Source organism: Flavobacterium zhoui (assembly GCF_042787235.1).
GTDB classification, from domain to species: domain Bacteria; phylum Bacteroidota; class Bacteroidia; order Flavobacteriales; family Flavobacteriaceae; genus Flavobacterium; species Flavobacterium zhoui.
In genome coordinates this window covers 1-22,838 of record NZ_JBHZPY010000012.1, presented here as the reverse complement: position 1 = coordinate 22,838, position 22,838 = coordinate 1, and the positions used below count along the sequence as shown (strand labels likewise).

The 22,838-nt window shown below is 32.5% G+C and carries 14 protein-coding genes; 11 read left to right on the top strand and 3 right to left on the bottom strand.

Annotated elements, in window-relative coordinates:
- Window positions 1-4 precede the first annotated feature (4 nt).
- From ACFX5F_RS13015 to ACFX5F_RS13005, 3 genes are all read right to left on the bottom strand, one after another.
- A complete protein-coding gene (locus tag ACFX5F_RS13015) occupies window positions 5-1,699 on the bottom strand; it encodes a hypothetical protein (protein ID WP_379852436.1) in 1,695 nt (564 codons plus the stop codon).
- A 252-nt stretch (window positions 1,700-1,951) separates the two neighbouring features.
- Window positions 1,952-3,760, bottom strand: coding sequence for a UvrD-helicase domain-containing protein (locus ACFX5F_RS13010; RefSeq protein WP_379852435.1), 1,809 nt, complete (start codon window positions 3,758-3,760; stop codon window positions 1,952-1,954).
- Between the two features lie 3 nt (window positions 3,761-3,763).
- On the bottom strand, window positions 3,764-5,764 hold the full coding sequence (locus ACFX5F_RS13005; RefSeq protein WP_379852434.1) for an ATP-dependent nuclease: 2,001 nt from the start codon (window positions 5,762-5,764) through the stop codon (window positions 3,764-3,766).
- Between the two features lie 1,340 nt (window positions 5,765-7,104).
- On the opposite strand from ACFX5F_RS13005, the gene ACFX5F_RS13000 reads away from it, so the two are divergent.
- The 11 genes from ACFX5F_RS13000 to ACFX5F_RS12950 all read left to right on the top strand — a co-directional run.
- Window positions 7,105-8,424 (top strand): site-specific integrase, encoded by a 1,320-nt coding sequence (locus tag ACFX5F_RS13000; RefSeq protein WP_379852433.1) that lies wholly within the window; start codon window positions 7,105-7,107, stop codon window positions 8,422-8,424.
- A gap of 209 nt (window positions 8,425-8,633) precedes the next feature.
- Window positions 8,634-8,852, top strand: coding sequence for a helix-turn-helix domain-containing protein (locus ACFX5F_RS12995; protein ID WP_379852432.1), 219 nt, complete (start codon window positions 8,634-8,636; stop codon window positions 8,850-8,852).
- Window positions 8,845-11,274: an ATP-binding protein gene (locus ACFX5F_RS12990; RefSeq protein WP_379852431.1), complete on the top strand. Its 2,430-nt coding sequence runs from the start codon at window positions 8,845-8,847 to the stop codon at window positions 11,272-11,274. Before ACFX5F_RS12995 ends, ACFX5F_RS12990 begins: the two co-directional genes overlap by 8 nt.
- A 7-nt stretch (window positions 11,275-11,281) precedes the next feature.
- The gene (locus ACFX5F_RS12985) at window positions 11,282-11,959 is read left to right on the top strand and encodes a hypothetical protein (protein ID WP_379852430.1); all 678 of its coding nucleotides are present in this window, start codon (window positions 11,282-11,284) and stop codon (window positions 11,957-11,959) included.
- A complete protein-coding gene (locus ACFX5F_RS12980; RefSeq protein WP_379852429.1) occupies window positions 11,956-12,579 on the top strand; it encodes an HNH endonuclease in 624 nt (207 codons plus the stop codon). The genes ACFX5F_RS12985 and ACFX5F_RS12980 overlap by 4 nt, the downstream gene beginning before the upstream one ends.
- Before the next feature lie 4 nt (window positions 12,580-12,583).
- Entirely contained in the window at window positions 12,584-14,158 is a 1,575-nt protein-coding gene (locus tag ACFX5F_RS12975; RefSeq protein WP_379852428.1) for an Eco57I restriction-modification methylase domain-containing protein, read from the top strand.
- Window positions 14,159-14,299: 141 nt separating this feature from the next.
- Complete coding sequence (locus ACFX5F_RS12970; RefSeq protein ID WP_379852427.1) at window positions 14,300-14,884, top strand: DUF6088 family protein; 585 nt, start codon at window positions 14,300-14,302, stop codon at window positions 14,882-14,884.
- Complete coding sequence (locus ACFX5F_RS12965; RefSeq protein ID WP_379852426.1) at window positions 14,877-15,827, top strand: nucleotidyl transferase AbiEii/AbiGii toxin family protein; 951 nt, start codon at window positions 14,877-14,879, stop codon at window positions 15,825-15,827. The genes ACFX5F_RS12970 and ACFX5F_RS12965 overlap by 8 nt, the downstream gene beginning before the upstream one ends.
- A 1,660-nt stretch (window positions 15,828-17,487) precedes the next feature.
- Complete coding sequence (locus tag ACFX5F_RS12960; RefSeq protein WP_379852425.1) at window positions 17,488-17,733, top strand: hypothetical protein; 246 nt, start codon at window positions 17,488-17,490, stop codon at window positions 17,731-17,733.
- Window positions 17,726-18,886 carry an McrC family protein gene (locus ACFX5F_RS12955; protein ID WP_379852424.1) on the top strand — a complete coding sequence of 387 codons (1,161 nt, stop codon included), beginning with the start codon at window positions 17,726-17,728 and terminating at the stop codon, window positions 18,884-18,886. The genes ACFX5F_RS12960 and ACFX5F_RS12955 overlap by 8 nt, the downstream gene beginning before the upstream one ends.
- Before the next feature lie 287 nt (window positions 18,887-19,173).
- Window positions 19,174-22,838, top strand: a 3,665-nt coding sequence (locus ACFX5F_RS12950) for a beta strand repeat-containing protein (protein WP_379852423.1), incomplete at its 3' end; no start/stop codon positions are given.

Genomic DNA, 22,838 nt, shown 5'->3' with positions numbered 1-22,838 from the left:
AGTGTTAAAAGGGAAGTTCAGCATCATCCAAAAGTTTTTTAAAGGTTTGCTCATTATTCTCCGACTCTTCTTCATAGTCTATATTTCCCGCGCCGCTGTAGAATTTTTTTAATATCCTAATTTCTGCTTCAAATCTATATTTTTTGAGCAAATCAAGAAGTCCTTGTCTCTCATATCCTGTCTCTAATTCAATTGACTTATATTTTCCATTATTCATCTTTACAATAAATTCTTTACCATCCTCAAAAAAATTTGCCGAAGTAATAAAAACCGCCTTTGCTTCTTTTCCTCTTTCAATTGTTTCTTTATAATACTTTTCCGCAAAAGGAAGTGTTCGTCTAAAAAACCATCTTAAAGTTGAATGTTTATTGCTGTCTCCTAAATTTATTGTTGCCCCAGAATTATAACCTTTCAATTCCACAAAAATTATTTCAGGAGGATTACTAGATTCAATAATATAATCATACTCATAATTTTCTTTATTTCCTTCTTTGTCAAGCATTGTCAATGTTTTTCCTCTTTCAATACTGGCATTTGGATAAATAGTCTTTAGTAAAGGATACATTAAAAACTCAAATAAGGTTCCTCGTAGTTCCTTTAGTGCATCTTCCTGACCAGCATCTTTGATTGACTTTAATATTTCTCCAATAGTTTCATCGACATTGTGGCCTACATTTAAAAAGCTAGACAATTCTCTCATACCATTAAGCACCTCATAAATTTTTGCACCAAAAATTGCGCTAATATCAAAAGCAATAATTCCATTTTTTTTGATTGTATTTAGTGTTTGGCTTGAGCAGGTTTTATAAATTAATACAGGTAGTATTTTTCTACTTTCCTCCATTACGGATTTACGGTTTATCTGAATTCTTGCAAGGAATGCATCCAAATGTATTGGCGAATAATCGCTTGCCAATACGACATCCAAAACAACCAGTGTTTGCTTATCAATAGTATCTGCTTGTGCACCTAGGACCGTATTTATTCCTGTTGCACGAGTATAAGCAAATGCATCCCACATCAAATTATTATGCTTAGCACCAATATGAGGAGTTTTTTTATTTCGATAAACAACATTTTTATTGTCTATTAAATTAGAGTTACCCAGCCATCTGATTATATCAGGCAAAACCGTACAGTCTGTAACCATATTTACAAAATGATTAGCCATTAGCATTTCTTCATCAGGAGTAGATCTTTTTTCCTTAAATAATTTGTAAATAATATAAACTACACCATTTTGGTCTTTTACTTTGTAAACAATATCAAGCTTCATCAATAACGTAATAATATCATCTAAAGAAACAACTTTAGTTGAGCTTTCTTCCAGTGGCGCAGCCGTAATTTTTAAACCCTCAAAATAGGATACAATTCCATCATTTTGATCCATCAGCTGTAATAATCTATAAATAGGCGGGCGGGATTTTTTACTAATATCTTTCACTCCATCCTTACCAAAATCATATCCATTTCGAATATACACGTACTGACCTTTGCCAAATGTGTATGGCTCTGAAGATTTAATTACTTTTTGGGCAACTGCACGACTTACTATCTTTCTAGCATTTGCAGGAGTAACGGAAAATTTATTAATTAAATTAATATGTATATCCATCGCAGACTCAAACAATTTAACTTCTAGTAATTCTGCCAAATACTTATTATACTTATCCTGAATTGTAATTTTGGTTTCTTTCATTTGTCACACTGCCCTTATAAATTTTATTTTTTAAATTTTGTCGCTCCGTCTTTTTTTATCATGAGTTGCATTTAAAAACACAAATACCTAATAATTAAGTTTTTAAATATTATTAAAAATGTATAATATTCTTAATTCTTCGAAAATACTCTCAAAATTGTAAAAAAGTTGTCACAAGATCGTGGTATTTGCTTAATTTAGGTATTGCAATTAGTTTGAATTCAAGTACGTGATTTTATAAAATCTATTCTCTTAATTTATTAATTTATTTGTCCACAGCACAACATCAGAATCTGGCACAACCAATCTCAACAGCAACTCTGGGCGGGACAATGCAACATAAACAATCCGCAACTCTTCCATATCATTTGAATTCCTGTCTTTCTCATCCAAATTTAGTATAGTTTCATAATTCTTTCTAACCGACTTTTTTCCTAATAAAAGCAAAACTGCCTTAAATGTCTTTCCCTTTGCGGAATGAACGGTACCAAAATGAAATGGATGCAATCTCTCGCTGTTATGATCTTCACCAAAATAATCATCTATAAGAACATTTCCGAATTCAGTGGCAATACTAAACCTAATTTTAATTGATGAATTTCTTAAAGCTAAATTGGCTTCTTCAATCCATTTATTTAATGTCTTATCTTTAGTATTGGGCAGGCAATCAATAAATTTAAAAATCTCATTTCTATAGTTTTTAATTCCCATAACAGAAATTCTTTCACTAATAAATTGACTGCTACAATAAAATGCTGGATCATCCACACGGTTTATTGCTTCAAAATATGATTTTTCCAACAACTTATATCCTTTGTTGAACTTACCAAGTTCGTACATATGCTTGCCCTTGACAATTCCTTTTACTTGATAATGATTTTTCAACCAAGGAATCGTTTCAAAGCTATGGACATCTGAACTAAGCCCAAGATATCTTGAACTGGCAGTCCCTCTATATAGTACTGCAACATCAACTTTACTAATATCTATACCATTTTCCTCGCAGTCGTTTAGAAAACTATTTAAAATTTCTTTAAAGCTTTCATGACTCTCTTCCGCAGTAATACTTAATTTATCTTTTTTTGTTTCTTTCTTGGGTATTTTATAACCTGAAATCATAGGCTCCAACGATGAATCTTTAACATGCTCATTAACAGCCTTAATCTCAGTAAATGAAGATAATTTTTTTATAAAATTGCAAATAAGCTGTGAACTTCTTCTGTTTTCATCAAGAAGTATTTTATTCCAAAGTTCATATTTTGCGTCAAATAACTCAGGGCGAGCGTCATTCCACTCAAATATTGACTGATCACGATCACCAATAAGCATAATATTATTATTTCCGCTGTGATTTAATATATCGATAATTTTCATATGTACGTCATTGGTGTCCTGACATTCATCAATCAAAAAATTGGAAAATTTTTTAGCCAAGTTCTCAGCTATTGAAGGATATTTCTCAAGGACTTTCAATGAAATATAATTTGCATCGGATTGATTGGCGTACCCTTTTTTAAATAGTTCCCTTTTTGACCTAATTATATTTGCAATATTTCCATTGATTTTACCATCTTTATTAAAATAAAGCCATGCAAAATGGAATGCCTGATAAGGAGCTATTGGTATCAACATATCATTAGAGTCAAACGTTGTCTTGTCAAAATATTGATCATAATCCATATCAAATTTTTTGACATTCCAAGGGCCGTGCGGCTCACCTACTAATTCAGGTTTGGAATTGCAACCAATTATCAAATGTCCGAATGGAAGAAAAATATATGTATTTATAAAACTATCAATCGTTCCAAGAAAGTGAGGATGTCTTAATGGTAGTGGTATCGCAAATTCACTTACTAGCTTATCTTCTATTTCATAGCAGGCAATATTAGTAAATGAAATTATTGCAAGTCCTTGCTTTTGCAGGTTTGGTTTTCTTAAAAGACGGGATATTCTTGCAGCTAATGAATAGGTTTTCCCACTTCCCGGACAAGCCTTTACCACCACGTTGCCTTCCTCGTAGTTCAAGATTTCTTTTTGCCCATCTGATAAACTTTCATACATAGATCAGATTTTTTTATCAATTACCCAACGAATAGACTGGGTTATATAGACTGGAAGCACGAAATCTTTTTGTAATTTTGGAGCAGATTCCAGAACATAAGCCAAATTCTCAGCTAACTCAGATTTATCTTTGTTAGATTTAAGCTTTCTTAATATATCAGCCGCTATTAAATACTTATTCGCTGTAACATCAATATAATTTGCAGAATGCATTTTATTATAGATCTTAGCAATTAGTACTGCATTATAATCGTCCGCTGTTATCAGCTCATATTCAAATGTATGTTTGGCCAGCTCAATATGAAGGTTTTCATTTGCCAATTTCTGTGCTTTTAGGGCTCTGTCTGAAATTTTATTAAATTTGATTGAAAGAACACCCTTTAAAAATGTTTCCATTGCTTCATATCCGGCGATTTTAAGTCCTACTTTGGCATCAAAATTTATAATCCGATTATTTAGATCAATAATCAACAATCTTTTAAGTTCAGTAAATATTTCAGTCGCCTGTGCCTTGTTTATTCCATTGGTCTTGCTAATAAAATTTGCGATTTTTATGATACTTCTGTCGTCATCGGTAATTATTGAACAAAAAGTTGATAGCCTTTTTTCCTTGTCCTTGCTATTAAAAAGATTAGCAAATGGTTCAAACGCGACACCATTTATATTTACAATCTCGATGCCATTTTTATCCAGATCATAATCTGCGCCCATCATCACTGCAAAAACAGGGAGCAGTAATGCTTCAGAAATACCTTCTACTAAAATTGATCCACTTGCGAAAAACAACTGTGATTTCGTTACGTCCAAAAATTTTCTCAAATGAGCTTTATTCTTAGCTGAAAGAGCTGATTTTTTAGTTGTAAAAAATGAGGTTTTACTATTTTCATCTTTTTGAAGGATTAGCAAATTATCAAGATCAGATTTGGCTGTGATTGTCGGAGAATGAGAAGTTATAAATATTTGAACTCCTAGATCTTGCAAAGTATTTAAATAATTAAAAAATGTATTTTGTCTCTGTGGATGCAAATGAGCTTCCGGTTCTTCTATCAGTAAAGCATAATAGTGTTCAATTTTTTGGTCTCTTCGGCTTTTTAAATCACCTAAAATTGCTGATGCCAAAATAATATTGTTGTCCCCCAATCCATTCTGACTGATGTCAAAGTATTTTTGCAAATGATGGTTAGTTCCCAAAACTTTATCGGAATAAACAGGCTTTCTAGTCAAAAGCCCTTTTACTATATTATCATATTTATATTCCAATAACTTTAAATGTACTTTCGAACTTTTTTTCTTGATATCGGCTTTCTCTAAATGTTCATTTATAAAGTATTGTCCGGTACTAATTAAACCCATCCAGTCATCGTTTTGCAGTACCGTTTCAATTGCCTGTGAGAGCTCTTTTTTCTTTTCATTAGTTAATTTAACTGTTTTTGAACCTGCTTTATCAGCCTTCTCATAAGAAGTCATATCCTTGAATAAAGAAGTTATTTTATTATTGTTGGCATATGGTCTCAATTCTTGCTCTGCATTTCTTAAAGGTTCAAGGTATGAGTAATAGATTTGCTGTAACTCAGACATGTCAACTGTGCTGTCAAATCCACCTAATACTTTCCATTTTAATTTTTCGTTTCCTAAAATATCGTTTTCTATCTCGTATTTAAAGTTTAACCTCAGACTCGTTTCAGCAGCATTCATAGGATTTTGCCATAGCAGAGAATGAAATAGCTGTCTGTCCTCAGCTTCTTCAATCTTAAACTCTAATAAAAATTCAATAGGATCCAAGACATCCGAAATCAATGTATTGTCGATATAAAAATCTTCTGGATTTTTAATACCAATGTCACGCCACTGCTTCCCTATACTAAGACAAATCCGGATGGCATCAATGATAGTACTCTTTCCAACATTATTTTCTCCTACTATAATGTTGACGCCTTTGTTGAACTCTACTACTAAATGCTCAATAGATCTGAATTTCGAAATGGTAAGCTTTTCTATATACATAATTAAAAATTATTATTTTTTTGCCTTAAAATGCTAAATGTATATAATTGCAAAGGACTAGCATTACGGTTTTCCGTATTCCTCATTATAAAACTATTGTTTTTTAGTTCACTAAAAAAATAGTTACATTTCTCACAATAAAAGTAAGAGTAAATTAAATATAAATCGACTGGTCAAATTATAATAAAAGAGTATGATCTGACTGACTATTCGCCAATAATTACGCTAGAGAAATAATTCGATCATCTTTTTTATTTATTAGAGAGATCTAAAAATTATAAGCGATGACACCAATCCCCAACAGGACATCCAAACCAAATTGTTGAAGCCATCTTAAGACTGACCCTACATATAGTACGCCAATATCTTCAAATCCTCCATAAAATGATGCGAAATTTGTCCTTTCGAGGTCACCTTAAAATATAAATAAACCACCTTTCTTTATAAAAAATATTTTATACATTTGTCTCAACCACTGGATTAATGTGTTCTTAGAAAAGATCTTATTACAAATTGACCAAATACGGTAATTCAATTGAAAAATAGGTAAAAGTTTATTTGTTGTTATTGTGGTGTTATTTTGTTCAGATTTGTACCGTATTTGTACCTCGAGATCTGTAAACCCCAGTAAAACCAGGGCTGCTAATTTCTGTATAGAAAATAGCACTAAATTCGTAGTTGTCTTTTTTAACAAATTTTCAACTTATTTGTTACAATCAAAATCATGGTTTCGTTACAAATTTCAACTGTTTTCGTAAAAATTAAGCATTCAACAATGCGCCAACCAATAATAACAAGGTAATTATTGAAATAAAAAAATATTATATTATCTCACATATAACGGAATAAAAAAAATCATATCAATACAACGGGCCCAACTAATTTTTTTCCATGTCTAAAAATATGTTGCGAACATGATTTTATCCTCTAAAAAACAACTACTTAAGCACTTATTGCTTATATTTGCACAATGATAAAAAAGACTTTGAAAGTCTAGTGATCCTATTGGTGACCCTGTTCTTAAAAAACGTTTAGAAAGCCCAGTATTTACTGGGACTATTATAAAGGCATCGGAGCCTCTTTCTCCGCGAGAGAATTCTCAAAATGAACTAAAACCCTTTAAACATCACTGTTTAAGGGGTTTTTTATTTTCACCGAATAACCAAATTATTCATTATTTCTCAAAAAATCGGTGCACAATCGGTGCACTTGGACTTATGGGAAAAAAAAGTGCACCGAATTTTGGCTCAACCCTAGTAAAACAAGCCGTTCACAGAATGAACATCTTGACTTTTATTGACATTTAAACTAATTTAATTATCAATTTAAAGGTTGCCACTATGAAAACAAAAATCACAGTACTTTATTATTTGAGAAAATCTAAAGTCAACGCACAGGCACAAATGCCAATTTACCAACGTATCACTATCAACGGGCAACGCTTTGACGTGAGCACCGGATTGTTTATCGAAGAACTCAAATGGTCCTCTGAAGCATCTAAAATGAAAGGCAACACCGAAGAAGCTCGTATGTTTAATGGTCGGCTTGACATGATGAGAGCCATCGTTTACGAAACCGAGAAAAAACTTTTCATGAACCAGATTGAAATTACCTTTGAGAGTTTCAAAAATGAGTTTCAGGGCAAAAAAGAACGAGCACGAATGTTAATACCGATCTTTCAGGAACACAACCGTAAAATCAAAGAATTGGTGGGTCAAGAATATGCACCTGGAACATTGGAACGTTATGAAACTTCGTTAAAGCATACCAAAAGTTTCCTCTTATGGAAATACAATCTGACCGACATCAATATCGAAAAAATTGATCATCCATTTATCATGGAATATGAATTCTACCTGCGAAGCGAAAGAAAATGTGCCAATAACACCGCTGTTAAATACATCAAGAACTTCCACAAAATCATCAACCAGTGTCTGGCCAACGGATGGCTCAACAAGGATCCTTTTTCCAATTACAAAGCGAAAGTCAAAGAAGTCGTTCGTGATTTCCTTTCTGAAGCCGAAATAGAGCAAATGATAAACAAAGAATTTGTTTCCGAGCGATTGGAACTCGTTCGCGACATATTTATTTTCAGCTGCTTTACGGGCTTGGCATATATCGACGTGAAACAATTAACGCTGGACAATATTGCATTGGGTATAGATGGCGATAAATGGATATTCAAAAACCGGCAAAAAACCGATACCGCTTCCAAAATTCCATTATTGCCAATGGCCCAAGAAATCATCGACAAATATGCCGAGCATCCGGTTTGCAAAAACGAGAAACGCCTCCTCCCTATTTTGACCAACCAAAAAATGAATGCCTATCTTAAGGAAATCGCTGATGTTTGCGAAATCAAAAAAGAATTGACCTTCCACATTGCCCGGCATACCTTTGCGACAACCGTGACACTCTCCAATGGCGTTCCTTTGGAAACCGTCAGCAAAATGCTGGGCCATACCAGCCTTAAAACCACCCAACATTATGCTAAAATTCTAGACAAGAAAATTAGCGAGGATATGATGATTTTAAAAACAAAATTCGCTTCCAAGGTGTTATTCTTTGCCCTACAGATAAATTTAAATCCATATTTCTTAATAGCTGCTTTAAATATTTTGTTTTTTAAAAGTTTAAATTTAGCTAGCTTATACTTATAATCCTATAAATTCTAATGCTAATTACTAACACAGTGGTTTTAAACACATAGCTTCTATTATAAATTTAAAATATTCTATCCTACTTTTAGTCATACCTCTCAAAATCAAACGAGTTGCAACTTAACCCCGAAATTAAAATGGAATAATAATCCCGACAATCTATATAATCATCCGAATAATATATATTTGTATCAAAGATTTCTAGACAAATGACAGAAATAGGTAAATTTCTAAACAAAAAATCAGTAAACAAAGCTGAAATTGCTAGACGAACGGGGATAAACACCTCGCACCTTAGTGAATTAAGTCTTAATGAATCCACAAGATTAACCGTAGAAGAATTATACCTAATAGCTTTATCAATTGATACAAATCCATCAATCATTTTAGAAGAAGTTTGCAAACATTTAAAACTAAATAATGGCTAAAATACCTTTCAAAGTTTCTGCTAGAGCAGGTAAATTATTTGGCAGAGAAAATTTTTCTAACCCAGAAGGTGCTATTATTGAATTGGTAAAAAACTCGTATGACGCTGACGCTAAAAACTGTTTTGTATTTTTTGATATCCCAACTATAAAAAAAAGGGACAGTGATGGAAATGAATTTGAAATCCCGCTTAAAGAGAAAAGCATTTTATATATAATTGACAATGGAGAAGGAATGACTGCACAAGTTATTAAAGAACATTGGATGCAGATTGGAACAGGGAATAAAGAAAAAGACTTCATCTCTGACGATAAGCGTACGAAAACAGGAGCGAAAGGTATAGGGAGATTTGCTTTAGACAGACTAGGATTTGAAACAGAAATGTGGACACTTTCAAAGAAGACAAAAGGTGAAACTGGTTCATATTGGAAAATGGACTGGAATCAATTTGACGAATCTGACAAAGCAATTTCCGAAATAGAAGCTGATCTTGAACCTATAGAACTTGATTTAAAACTTAAAATAAAAACGCTTATTCAAAATGATTTATTGATTTCTAAAGTTATTGAGAATATAAATTTTGACAGAGGAACAATTATTAAAATATCGAACTTAAAAGATGAGTGGTTTAATGACGAAACAAAGAGTGTTTTTAAAAGTTTAGAGGCTTTAATACCGCCTAAAGAACTTAATATTCCTTTTGAAGTTTATTTCAAACATATTCAACAATCTAAGGAATATGGAAAGGTTGAAACGGCATTTTTTAATGATTTTGATTACAAATTAAAAGCAACTTACAATGCGGACACTTTAAATGTAGATTTTGAAATAACAAGAAATGAAATTGATATAAAGTCATTAAAAAAGAATTATCCCGACATTTTTAAAACAAAGAATTATCCATATGATTTAGAAACTCTTGAAAAAAAGACATTTTCATATTCAAAATCTATAGATAAAGTTCTTGATTGGGGATTAAATGATTTAAATAAAAAATTGTTAAAAGATGTGGGGAGTTTTGAATTTACTTTCTTTTATTTAAAGCAATTAAACTCGCTAAAAGAAGGCTATCCATATAAAACAATAGTGCCTAGTGAAAGAAAATCAACATTGGAGCGTTTTGGTGGGGTTAAAATATACCGCGATTCTTTTAGAGTGAGACCTTATGGTGATCCAAACAATGACTGGTTACGGTTAGGATTTAGGGTTGCACAAAGTCCAGCGGGACCTGGACAAAGGATAGGTGATTGGAGAGTAAGACCTGAATCTACTGCTGGTATAATCACCATTTCTAGAGGCACTAACCCTTTATTGATTGATAAGTCTGATCGAGGTGCATTACAAGAAAACGATGCTTTTGATACATTTAAGCTTATCTTAACTAGGATAATTCTTGAGTTTGAAGTAGATCGAACAAAAGTTTTAAATCCTCTTTATTTGGAACAAAAAAGGAGGATGATAGACCTTAAGGAAAAAGAAATTCAAAAAAGAGCCGAGGCACTAGCCAATAAAATAGTTGCAGAAAGGAACAGGGTAGAAGAATCATTGTACGGTAAAAAAGTCAAGCCCGATTTATTTCAAGAAAAAAAAGAAGAGGAAGAAAAAAAGAGTTATGAAGAGGCATTTAAAGATACCTTTAAAGCAATTGATGATGAAAGAGTTGATCAACAAAACAGAGAGATTGTTCAAGTCCGATCATTAGCTAGTTTGGGGCTTGTAGTGTCATCCTTTGCTCACGAACTTAAAGAAATAAAAGACAATGCTTATGAAGTTAAAGAACTTGAAGGAATCTTTAAATCAATCGTCCCTAAAGAAATTAAAAACTCAATTGAATATAAAGATGGTATCGAAATAATTGATTTATTAGATGAAAATTCAAATAAAATTATTCATTGGATAGATTACGCATTAACTACTATAAAAAAAGACAAAAGAACGAGAGGGGAATTTGAGTTCTCTATATTCTTTAAATCCTTAAATGAGTCTTGGATTAGAATATTCAAAAAAAGAGATATTCAATTAAATATTATTGATAATCTTGAAAAAGAATCATACAATTTTAGAGCTTTTGAAATGGATATGTCAACCATTTTTACAAATCTTATTAATAACTCTATTGATTCTTTTAATAATTTGAATGAGACCCAAGAAAGGATTATTGATGTTATTCTTAGTCTTAAAGATAAAAATATTGAAATAATATATTCTGATAATGGAGTCGGCTTGGATGAAGTATTTGAAAACAAAGATGAAATATTTTTACCATTTAAAACAGCCAAAAGAGACAGAAAAGGAAAAGAAATAGGAACAGGTTTAGGAATGTATTTAGTAAAATCAGTCATTGATGATAATAATGGGACGATTGATATCCTTGAGCCGGAAAAAGGTTTTTCAGTATTAATATCATTCCCAATAAGAAAATAAGAAAATTATGCCAGCTAAATATAAAATTGGATACATTGATGAAGATGAAAAACAAGTAAAAAAATACCGCAAAAGATTCCGTGATTTTGGAATTGAGATTGTTGGTTATGAATTCTATAAAGGACTTACGCTTGAAGAACTTATGGAACAGGTTTATCAGTCTGAAATTGACCTATTGATGATTGATTACAAATTAGATGAATCAAGTAAGCTCTTTTTTAATGGAGAAGAAGTAGAACGAGAAATTTATGATAAAAAACCATTATTCCCCCATATTATTTTTACAAACAAAAGAGATGATGCAGAACATTTTGTTGACGATTGGAAAATAATATTTAGTAAAGATGAGATCCCGAACAAAAATGATGAAGACTATAATGAAGATAAAACAAAACACTTTATCACAACTTTAATTAAGGCTATTGAACAATACAGAAACCTTATTGAATTAAAGAAAAATAAGATTTCAGAACTATTACTAAAAGGCGAAAAAGAAAGTTTAAACTCATCCGAACAAAACTCATTAATTTTTTTGCAAAGAGAACTAGGTGGATTAGATAAAACTAAAAAGAAAGAGATTCCCGAAAATTTAATCTCATTTGAAAAATTAGAAGATTTATCAAAAATACGCATAGAGGCCGAAGAATTCTTACAATCGTTAATTGAAAAAAACAAGGAGAAATGAAAGTAAGAGAACCTCTACCAATTAGGAGAACTGCTCCGACTAAATCTCCTAAAGAAGGAAAATGGGCAAAACACAAACCTGATTTATGTCAAGATTTTCATTCACATTGTGGCTATTGTGGATCTTATGATGGATATCGTCATACTTGGTATGAGGTTGACCATTTCATACCAAAATCGTTACTAGACGGGAAAATATCAAATGTAGAATATTCAAATCTAGTATATTCTTGTAAGTTTTGTAATAATACGAAATTGGCAAAATGGCCAACCAATGATATAAATATTCCTAATCACAATGACCAAGGATTTGTTGATCCTTGTAACGAAGATTACGATAATCATTTATATAGAACAAATGATGGAAGTATAATGTGGAAAACAGATTTGGGAAAATGGATGTGGGAAATCGCGTTTAAATTTGATGAGAGAAATTATGCAATTAAACTTCTTTGGGAAGTAAATCAAATTAGAAAAATAATTTTAAAATATGCAAAAGAATTATCCAAGATGAATATTCATTCCGAAGAATATAAATTAGTACATACGAAGGCAGGGGATTTAAGTTTTAAATATGTATTAGTTCACAACGAATTAATGAATCACTACAATAGTCTATAAATAAATGACTAACAAAAAAAATACTGGTTCATATTACACGCCATCATATTTGGCTAGTTTTGTTTCTAAAAGAGTATTATCTCATTTTGGAAATAGAACTCGAATGTCAATTTTAGAACCAAGTGTTGGTGATGGAGCTTTCGTTTCTGAATTAGAAAAAGAAGAAAACATAAATATTAATTTAACCGCATTAGATATTAATGATATTGAATTAATAATAGCCTCCGAAAAATGGGGTAAGAAAACTGGATCATTTGTAAAAACCGATTTCTTAGAATATTCAACTACAAAACTGTATTCGGCAGTTATTGGAAATCCACCATATGTTAAGAAAAATATACTTACATCAAAACAAATTGAACTAAGTAAAGAAATACATTCAAATGAAAATTTAACTGAAGCTTCAGTAAAAAATATTTGGACTACATTTTTAGTTAAAGCAAATACTTTATTAGCTAAAAATGGAGTTTTAGCATTTGTGCTACCTTCAGAATTATTACAAGTTAAGTTCGCAGAGGAAGTTAGAGAATATTTAAAAAAGGAATTTGAAAGAATTGAAATTTTTACTTTTAATGACCTTATGTTTGAATGTAAAGGGCAAGATACTATTGTTCTTTTTGCTTACAAAAAAGCGGATCAAAAAGGCGAATATTTTACAAATATTACTTCAAAAGAATCTTTAGAACAAAATAATTTTATTTTAAATCATAACAATATACTTGTTGAGTCAAATGTAAAATGGACGCATCACTTTTTAACTTCAGAAGAATTAACTTTTATCGACAATTTAAAATTACAACTAAAAACGGTTAATGATTATTCATTTTCAAGACCAGGAATTGTTACTGCTGCAAATAAGTTTTTTATTATTGATAAAGAAACTGAAGAAAAATACGATTTATCAAAATACACTAAACCAATTATTCAGAAAGGACTTTTTGTAAATGGAAGTGTTGTATTCAGTAATAAAGATATTCAAAAACTTGAAGAAAAGAATCGTCCTACAAGACTACTCCAGTTAAATGATAGTGACAATATCCCTGCAAAATTAAGAGAGTATTTAAGTTTTGGAGTAGCAGAAGAAATACCCGGTAGATATAAATGTAAAATTAGAAATAATTGGTACGTGATTCCTAATATTTCAGTAAAACCAGAAGCTTTTTTCTTTAAAAGAAGTCATTTATATCCAAAACTACTAAAGAATAATTCAAATGCTTTTGTAACGGATTCAGCATATAAAGTTGAAATGAAAAATGGTTATGATTTGAATAGTTTTATTTATTCATTCTATAATACATTAACTCTATTATTATCTGAATTAGACGGTAGATATTATGGTGGAGGTGTCTTAGAATTGACTCCGAGTGAATTTAAAAAACTCCCTGTTCCTTATACCAGAATTAACAATATTGAATTTGATAATTTTACTCAAAGTTTCGAAAACAAAAATAATATTGAAGATATACTTATTATGAATGATTTTAGAATTTTAAATTCAACTCTAGGCCTCACTGATATAGATATTAAAAGATTATCTGAAATAAGATATAAATTAAAAAAGAAAAGACTGCGAAAATAACATCTACACTATACTTATAAGTATATAAATCCATTGGTTGTGCTAAGATAGGAAAAGTAAAATAGAGCCATATGGAAAACATATTGCATGAATTTTCAATAAAAATATATGCAATTAAATAATATTTATTAACTTTGTAACATGAATAAATTACAAGAATTAAAAAAACATTTAAAACGAGGAAAAGTATACCGTAGGGCTGATTTGTCCAAGTGGTCAAAATCCGTTGACCGTCACTTGGATGAGTTGGTACAGGAAGGCACTTTACAAAAGCTGTCTCAAGGGCTATACTATTATCCCGAGGTAACAGTCTTTGGAGAGACACCTCCTGAAGAAGAAGTGTTGGTACGTTCTTTTCTCAAAGACAAACGTTTTCTGGTAACTTCCTTAAATGCTTATAACACATTGGGAGTAGGAACCACCCAGTTATACAACAGCAAAACGGTTTACAATCACAAGCGTCATGGGGATTTTAACCTTGGCGGTATGACGTTTTCATTTAGGGTAAAACCTCATTTCCCATTAAAAGTCACAGCCGAATTTTTATTAGTGGACTTGTTAAACAATCTCGACCGATTAGCTGAAGATCCAAAAGAAGTAGTTTCAAAAGTGAGATCAAAAGCAAAAACAATGGATGTTAAAAAACTAAAAAAATCACTTCAGGAATACGGCAGCGTTAAAGCAAAAAAATTGTTGGAACCTGTTATAACAGCACAATATGTCTGACTACTTACACAACCACAAAAACTTCCGTGATCTCCTGCGTATTGTAGGAGCAGAATTAAATATTGAACCTGGGCTTATCGAAAAAGACTATTGGATTATGCATGTGTTATACGGGCTAAAACAGCAAGGGTTTCAATTCGAACTCAAAGGAGGTACTTCTCTATCCAAAGGATATGGAATTATACACCGTTTTTCTGAAGACATCGACCTCCATATCAAACCACCTTCTGAAATGGAAATAAATGAAAACCCAAACAACAATAAGCCTCGGAATATTCAAAAAAGAAAAGACTTTTATGATGGATTGGCAAGTGAAATAAAAATAAACGGAATCATAGCAGTAAAAAGAGATGAAACATTTGACGACCTAAGGCAATACCGCAGTGGAGGCATACGATTACATTATGAGAGTATAACGGAAACCATTGAAGGAGTTAAAGAAGGAATTTTACTGGAAGTTGGATTTGACACGGTAACACCAAACAACCCTCTAACAATATCGTCTTGGGCATACAAAAAAGCAATACAGCAAAAAGTAGACATAACTGACAATCGTGCTGTAGATATTGCCTGCTATCACATTGGGTACACTTTTGTCGAAAAATTACAAACAATTGCAACCAAATTTAGGCAGGAGCAGGAAGACAAAGTAGAAAGGCAAAATTTAATGCGTCAGTACTATGATGTCTACAGCCTGTTAAAAGATGATACAGTTAAAGCATTCATAGATACCCAAGAATATCAGAAACACAAAGAAGCTCGTTTTCCTCCCAAAGACTACGAAATACCCATTGCCGATAATGAGGCTTTTTTACTAAAGAACAAGGAACTCAGGGAACGATTTACAGAACGATATAAAAAAACGGCAAAATTATATTATAAAGGTCAACCCGACTTTAACGAACTACTTGCTGAAATTAGTAAATGGGTTGAGAAATTGTAGTTTTTAAAATTAAGGTATGCTCTTGAATAATTTTAAATCTAAATATTTCATTTGCGATTTACTACATATTGTGTAGTAAATCGCAAATGAAAAAAAAGAAGTTCAATAACCTGTTCAATCATTGAACATATTAATTTTAAGCTTTATTTGATTGGTATTTTTATTTCATAATATTTGCTATGGATGAATTCGAAAATTTGCGAGACAAAATTGAGGAGCAAAAGCGAGACCCTAGGATAATAAAAGTTATTAAAACGTAACAATATCAACCAGTTAAAAATGGAATACAATTCCCTCTTCCTCCGCAAAAGAAAAATCTAAAATTTTTGTTTCAGGTTTTTACTTTTTTAGTACTGAAATATTAACATTAAAAGGTAAATTTAATTATGTAATTTTTTCTATTACTTTAATCACTAAAGTGTTCGACTATTGTAAAGAGTTCGACTGTCGAACTCTAACGTCTCTTTTAGTTACAACTTTTTACCTTTAAAAAACTTAGAATTATTAAAAAACGTTAAAAACACTTAGTTAAATATTTTAAAATTAAAAAATAATCATTAAAAAAAATTACTCAAACAACTATAAAACAATGAATCAACTCATAATTTTAAGCTCTCAAAAAACGTCAATATTGGTATAAGGTGTTCGACTGTAGTCCCACCTAGTCCACCAAAAACCCTGTAATCATTTGATTTACAGGGTTTTTTATTTTTAGTTGACAATTTAGTTGATAACTAACATGTTAATATAATTTTTCAACATACTTCATTAGATACACATCGACAAGCATCTCCTCGGTTTATTTTTAATCTTTTTCTTCCAGTTTCAATTTTTGTTCTTTCTACCAACATATGTTGCAAGAACTTAATCAGTTGCCTTAATTGGAGATAATTTCCTTACTTTTTGTGGTGAAAGATGGCGAAAGTTTTTCCTACTTCATTTTCCACTGGCATTCGAGCGATTTGGAGTAATTCTTTATTTGCCAATAAGGAGGGGCACGGAATGCAATTCCGAGCGATCGGCTGTATTTCCGCCGATCTGGCTCCCAATTTATTTTATTTGTTATTCGATCTTATTCGCATTCCCTATTTTCTCAATTCTGAAATCCAACGAACTCGCTTTACTCAAAAACTGTATAATTTTTTCAGAATTTGCCAAAAATGATTTTGACGCCATCAACAAATACACCCTCAAACAAAACCATCAATCCCGCCTTTCCGGCTATTGCTTTGACGATTTAGGTGCCGGACAACAAATAAAACATTTCGGAAACGATTGCAATGTAATGGCTGAGGTCTTGATCAGCCGTTACGAGCAGTTTGTGGAAAATAATTCTATCATCCACCTCACCTCCTCCAACCTATCCGCTTCCGAAATCGAAATGCTATACGGCAACCGACTCCGCTCCAGAATGAGGAACATTTTCAACGGCATCAGTTTTAATATGAATTCAAATGACAAACGATAATAATCATCTTTTAACTAAGCAACTGCGTCACTTCGAGTAATTTTTAAGTTCTTCATTTAAAAATTGTATCGAGAAGCAACCTGAAAACTTAAACTTTAAACCTCCTCACCTTGAAACAAATAACTATCTTCTAAAACTGGTTCATCGACAACCAGACCATCAAAAACCTATTAAATCATTCCCCTGAAAACCATGATACAATCTGCTATTGGATCAAACAATATCTTTCCATTATTGCAGGAATATTTTTATCATGATTATGAAAAAATTGCATTGATATTAGGAGAAGGTTTTGTTCGTGTAAAAGAGAATCAAACGGTAAAGTTTACTAAGTTCAATGCTATTGCTACTCCAGATATTGCAACCCAATATGAGTTAATTGCTAATATAGAAAATATAGAAACAGCAGTTCAATTGTTACTAAACCGTAATGTCTAAACCCATAAATAAAATACAGGTTTTTGAACATCAAACGCTCCATTATGGTAGAGAGTACAATGCAGTTTTGTTTCAAGAAAAGCATTTTAATGCATTGGCTAAACTGAATGAGCTTCACGATAACAAGTATTTTACTATTGTCCATAAAGGAATTAAGTTTGCTCAATATGTTGGCGTAGTTCAAATTGATGGTTTATGTATTGAGATTCTTCCAAAGGCGGATCATTCATCTGATGACAAGAAAGTTTGGCAAGGCGTTTTAATAGAAATGTTGCGAGCTACCAAAAAACTAAAAGTGGATAATGTGGGTAATGCCAATGTCAACAAGCAAAACATTCATTTATTAGATATTTATTTTGAGTGGTATCTTAATGAAATACAAATACTTATTCACCAAGGTTTGATTAAACAATATTATAAGGAGACAAATAATGTTAAAGTATTAAAAGGAAAATTAGAGTTCGCAGGGCATATTCAAAAAAATTTAATTCACAAAGAGCGTTTTTATACCACTCATCAAGTCTACGAAAAAGATCATTTAGTGCATCAGGTTTTGGGTCAGGCATTGTGTATTATTGAACAATTTTCGAAAGGCAATTATTTGTACAGTAAATGCAAGTCCGTTCAACTTGATTTTCCTGAAGTGCAACCAATTCAGGCAAATGAAGCAACTTTTGCTAAGATCCCTAAATCTAGAAAAACGGCTCCTTATAAAACGGCTTTAGAGATTGCAAGATTAATTATTTTAAACTTTGCACCCAATGTGTCTAGTGGTAAAGAGAATATGTTGGCCTTACTTTTTGATATGAATTCTTTATGGGAAGAATATGTGTTAGTCTGCTTGAAAAAAGCAGCAAAAAACAACGATTTAAATGTCGCTGTTCATGGTCAAAAATCACAACCTTTTTGGAATGGGATCACCATCCGGCCAGATATCGTTATTGAAAAAGAAGACGAAACTTTTATTATTGATACCAAATGGAAAAACATAAATGGCAGTAAACCTTCAACGGATGATTTACGCCAAATGTATGTGTACAATGACTACTGGAAATCGACTAAAGCCATGTTACTGTATCCTTCCAATACTACAACATTTACTAAAGAAGATTTTATTCCTTTTAATAAAATAACAGAAACAGCACATCACTAATGCGGAATAGGTAAAATTTCTATTTTTGATTCGGATAAAAAAAACCTAGATAAAGAAATAGGAAACACCATTTTAGAATGGTTTAATATAATTTGAAAAGTCTTCTCTTTAGAAAGCTACCTTTCAAAACCCCCATTTTTATAATAATCATATTATTTTTTCTGCAAATAACCGCTTTTACGGTAAACCGTAAAGGAATGGAAAATCATTACGTTATATTTGGCAAAAAAACCTCTTTTTTCCTACGTGGAAATGATATTTTACGTTCGTTGAATTAAAGCATAACTATGAAACATCTTTACAAAATTATTTTTTTATTCGTTCTAATAAATTTTAATTCCCCCCTAGCTTATTCTTCCAATAATATAGAAAAAGGTATACCAATAAAGACGGTTGCCAATCCATCTGGGCAAATAACAGGAAATGCAACAGTATGTTTGAATGCAGCAAAGCCTTTAATAACATTTGAAGTAAAAGACGAAAATGGAAAAGAACCTTATACATTTACTTATACCATAAATGGAGGAACTACACTAACTATAAAAACAGAAAATAGTAATAAAAGTATAACCGTTTCTGCACCAACAGATGTTGCAGGAACTTTTACCTACGTTTTAACCGGTGTAAAAGATAAAGAGGATAAGGATGTTGATTTTTCTATTAATCCAGTGATAATTACGGTAATTCCTAATTTTACTGTAAATGCCGGTACTGATATTATAGTTTGCAGTGGGAATACAATAAATTTACACCCCACCCCATCAGGAAATGGTTCTCAAACCGTAAGCTATTCATGGACTGGTCCAAATGGATTTACAAGCACTCAACAATCGCCTAGCATTTCAAACTCTTCAATAGCGATGTCAGGCGATTATACAGTAACTGCTAGTATTGGTAGTTGTTCAAAGCAAGATGTAGTTCGAGTTGATGTTGCAGAGCCACAAATAACGAGTGGTCAATTTCAAAACGGAATTTTAGTTAAATGTACCACATCTCCTTCTCAAACAACAGGTGTAATTAATTTTATGCTTACTATTCCTTCATATAGTTCAAACATTCAGAATTATACAATTGATTGGGGTTCCGGTTCTCCTTCAACTCAGGTTTTGAATTCTTCAAATTGGTCTAATTCAATTTTACATACATACAATGTTGGTATGCATTTGATTAGTATTACTATTAATTTTACTAACGGTTGTTCAACAATAAAACAATTCAATGCATTTGTAGGGAGTTCACCTGCAGCAGCAACTTTGGTTTTAAATCAAAATCAAGCTAATGGATGTGCTCCATTAACTACAACGTGGACTTTTACAGTTCCAAATAATGTTGACGGTACGAAATATTCTGGCACGTGGGGTGAGACATCAACACAAGATAACTTTGTTTATAGTCAAGGTGGATCTGTCCCAACAGCAACTTCCACTATGTCATGGTCACTCCCTTCAATAGATCCTGTTACTTTAACAACTACTTACGTTATTACAAAAACTTACCTATCATCATCTTGTGGAATTAATGTTGTTTTAGGTGCTACAACTTATTACAATACTTATCAGCCTATTGTAATAACTCAAAATCCATGTACTAATACACCGCAGCCATCAGGTACTGGTTTAGTTTCAGTTGGTAAAAGTCCTGTAGCTAGTTTTGCCCCAACATCATTTCCTCCTAAAATTTGTATTGGTAATCCATTACAGCTTACAAATACTTCTAATTTTGGACAAACAATTCCAACATCAAATGGAGCTACTTGTTTAACTACAGGGAATTTTTATTGGACAATTACAGCATTAACTCCTGTATCTCCAGGTGCTTGGACAGCTTCTGGATTAGGCTCCAATAATGGGCTAACAGAAGCTGATTATGATTCGTGGACAAATGGTGCAATGACTCCAACAATAACATTTAATGAACCTGGTAATTATAGAATAACTTTATTTATTGCTAATAGTTGTGGTGGTGATTCTGTTTATAAAGATATTTGTGTGCAGTCAAAAGTTACTCCTGTTTTTACATTAAGTTCTCCTCTTATTGGTTGTGTTCCATTGACAGTTCAAGCTACCGATAATTCGGTAACTTCTGTCTCCTGCTCAAATATAACCTATCAATGGAACTTTAACAATACAGCGATCTGTGGAACGACACCAACAGTAACCTATTTGAATGGAACAAACGCTAATTCACAAAATCCAAAATTGCAATTTAATAATGCAGGAACTTATAAAATTTCATTAACTACCACCAACGATTGTGGATCTTTAACTTCAGCAATTCAGACAATCACTGTCAAACAGCCACCAACGGTTTCTATAAATAGTATTGCGGATTTTTGTCTTAATCAGAATACGACACCTTTAGCAAACGTTGCTAGTTGTTTGCCTACTACTAGTCCATCTATGACTTATTTATGGACTTTTACAGGTGGTTTGCCAACTACTGCAAATACACTAACTGCGCCGATGGTTACATATGCGATACCGGGAATCTACACAGTTTCTTTAGCCGTTACTAACGAGTGTGGGACAACAACCGTTAGTAGTAATTCATTTCTTGTTAAGCCAAATATGACTGTAACTGCCGCTTCATCTTCTCCTACACTTTGTATCAATACACCACTATTACCAAGTATTACACATACAACGACATTAGCAACAGGAATCGGTTCGGCAAGTGGTTTGCCGACAGGCTTTACCGCAACATGGTCTTCAAATACTATTACCATTAGTGGAACACCGACTGTTTCAGGTGCTTTTAATTATTCAATCCCTTTAACAGGGGGCTGTGGTGCAGTAAATGCAACAGGAACAATTACAGTTACTCCAAATATGACTGTAACTGCTGCCTCATCTTCTCCTACACTTTGTATTAATACACCACTGTCATCAAGTATAACACATACAACGATATTAGCAACAGGAATAAGTACGGCAAGTGGTTTGCCACCGGGAGTAATTGCGGCATGGTCTTCTAATACAATTACCATTAGTGGAACACCGACCGTTTCCGGTACTTTTAACTATACAATCCCTTTAACAGGAGGCTGTGGTAATGTAAATGCAACAGGGACAATAATTATTAAACCAAACAATACTGTAACTGTCGGATCATCTTCTCCTACACTTTGTATCAATACACCACTATCACCAAGTATTAAACATACAGCAAGCGGGGCAACAGGTATTGGAATTACATCTGGTTTACCGGCAGGAGTTACCGCAGCATGGTCTTCTAATACAATTACCATAAGTGGAACACCGACTGTTTCAGGTACTTTTAACTATTCAATCCCTTTAACAGGTGGGTGTGGCAGCGTAAATGCAACAGGAACAATTACAGTTACTCTAAATATGACTGTAACTATCGCCTCATCTTCTCCTACACTTTGTATCAATACGGTATTATCGCCAAACATTACACATACAACGACATCAGCAACAGGAATCGGTTCGGCAAGTGGTTTGCCGACAGGGGTTAACGCAACATGGTCTTCAAATACGATTACCATTAGTGGGACACCGACTGTTTCAGGTACTTTTAACTATACAATCCCTTTAACAGGGGGCTGTGGCGCAGTAAATGCAACAGGGACAATTACAGTTACTCCAAATATGTCTGTAACTGCTGCCTCATCTTCTCCTACACTTTGTATCAATACACCACTGTCATCAAGTATAACACATACAACGATATCAGCAACAGGAATAAGTACGGCAAGTGGTTTGCCACCGGGAGTAATTGCGGCATGGTCTTCTAATACAATTACCATTAGTGGAACACCGACCGTTTCCGGTACTTTTAACTATACAATCCCTTTAACAGGAGGCTGTGGTAATGTTAATGCTACAGGTACTATTATAGTGAAACCGGATAACATAGCAGGAATTGCATCATCCTCACCAACCTTATGTATCAATACAGCCTTGTCACCAAATATTACCCACACCACCAC

Bases quoted from the DNA above. Each gene is read 5' to 3' on its own strand.
- ACFX5F_RS12995 (WP_379852432.1), top strand. From the start codon at position 8,634: ATGACAGAAATAGGTAAATTTCTAAACAAAAAATCAGTAAACAAAGCT.
- ACFX5F_RS12955 (WP_379852424.1), top strand. From the start codon at position 17,726: ATGTCTAAACCCATAAATAAAATACAGGTTTTTGAACATCAAACGCTC.
- ACFX5F_RS13005 (WP_379852434.1), bottom strand. From the start codon at position 5,764: ATGTATATAGAAAAGCTTACCATTTCGAAATTCAGATCTATTGAGCAT.
- ACFX5F_RS12980 (WP_379852429.1), top strand. From the start codon at position 11,956: ATGAAAGTAAGAGAACCTCTACCAATTAGGAGAACTGCTCCGACTAAA.
- ACFX5F_RS12970 (WP_379852427.1), top strand. From the start codon at position 14,300: ATGAATAAATTACAAGAATTAAAAAAACATTTAAAACGAGGAAAAGTA.
- ACFX5F_RS12975 (WP_379852428.1), top strand. From the start codon at position 12,584: ATGACTAACAAAAAAAATACTGGTTCATATTACACGCCATCATATTTG.
- ACFX5F_RS12985 (WP_379852430.1), top strand. From the start codon at position 11,282: ATGCCAGCTAAATATAAAATTGGATACATTGATGAAGATGAAAAACAA.
- ACFX5F_RS13000 (WP_379852433.1), top strand. From the start codon at position 7,105: ATGAAAACAAAAATCACAGTACTTTATTATTTGAGAAAATCTAAAGTC.
- ACFX5F_RS13015 (WP_379852436.1), bottom strand. From the start codon at position 1,699: ATGAAAGAAACCAAAATTACAATTCAGGATAAGTATAATAAGTATTTG.
- ACFX5F_RS12965 (WP_379852426.1), top strand. From the start codon at position 14,877: ATGTCTGACTACTTACACAACCACAAAAACTTCCGTGATCTCCTGCGT.
- ACFX5F_RS12990 (WP_379852431.1), top strand. From the start codon at position 8,845: ATGGCTAAAATACCTTTCAAAGTTTCTGCTAGAGCAGGTAAATTATTT.
- ACFX5F_RS12960 (WP_379852425.1), top strand. From the start codon at position 17,488: ATGATACAATCTGCTATTGGATCAAACAATATCTTTCCATTATTGCAG.
- ACFX5F_RS13010 (WP_379852435.1), bottom strand. From the start codon at position 3,760: ATGTATGAAAGTTTATCAGATGGGCAAAAAGAAATCTTGAACTACGAG.